Source organism: Haloparvum sedimenti (genome assembly GCF_001462205.1).
Classification (GTDB): domain Archaea; phylum Halobacteriota; class Halobacteria; order Halobacteriales; family Haloferacaceae; genus Haloparvum; species Haloparvum sedimenti.
In genome coordinates this window covers 1-1,026 of sequence record NZ_LKIR01000039.1, presented here as the reverse complement: position 1 = coordinate 1,026, position 1,026 = coordinate 1, and the positions used below count along the sequence as shown (strand labels likewise).

Here is a 1,026-nt window from a genome sequence, read left to right as displayed (position 1 = left end):
GAACACCAAGTACAATTGGACGAAGGACCCGTCAACGGCGGGGGTAACTATGACCCTCTTAAGGTAGCGTAGTACCTTGCCGCTTCAGTAGCGGCTTGCATGAATGGATAAACGAGAGTGCCACTGTCCCAACGTTGGACCCGGTGAACTGTACGTTCCAGTGCGGAGTCTGGAGACCCCCAAGGGGAAGCGAAGACCCTATAGAGCTTTACTGCAGGCTGTCGCTGAGACGTGGTCGCCGATGTGCAGCATAGGTAGGAGCCGTTACACAGGTATCCGCGCTAGCGGACCACCGAGGCATCAGTGAAATACTACCCGTCGGTGACTGCGACTCTCACTCCTGGCGGAGGACACCGGTAGCCGGGCAGTTTGACTGGGGCGGTACGCGCTCGAAAAGATATCGAGCGCGCCCGAAGATCATCTCAGCCGGGTCGGGAATCCGGCGAAGAGTGCAAGAGCAAAAGATGGTCTGACAGTGTCGTTCCCAACGAGCGACGCTGACGCGAGAGCGTGGTCTAGCGAACCTACGAGGTTCCGGAATGGGACCCGTAGATGACAGAAAAGCTACCTTAGGGATAACAGAGTCGTCACTCGCAAGAGCACATATCGACCGAGTGGCTTGCTACCTCGATGTCGGTTCCCTCCATCCTGCCCGTGCAGAAGCGGGCAAGGGTGAGGTTGTTCGCCTATTAAAGGAGGTCGTGAGCTGGGTTTAGACCGTCGTGAGACAGGTCGGCTGCTATCTATTGGGGGTGTTGAAGGTGCCTGACGTGAACGAACGTATAGTACGAGAGGAACTACGTTTGGTCGCCACTGGTGTACCGGTTGTTCGGAAGAGCAATGCCGGGTAGCCACGCGACACGGGGTAAGAGCTGAACGCATCTAAGCTCGAAACCCACATGGAAACGAGGCACCGCGGAGGTCACTCGTAGAAGACGAGTTAGATAGACTCGGGATGTACGCGCTAAGGCAACGAGGCGTTGTAGTCCACGAGCACTAACAGACCGAGCCACACTCATGCCACGG

General features: G+C 56.8%; 1 rRNA gene. It reads left to right on the top strand.

Features of this window, described 5'->3' with window-relative positions:
* A 23S ribosomal RNA gene (locus tag AN233_RS17585) occupies nt 1–1,020 on the top strand; the annotation flags it as partial.
* Nucleotides 1,021–1,026 lie beyond the last annotated feature (6 nt).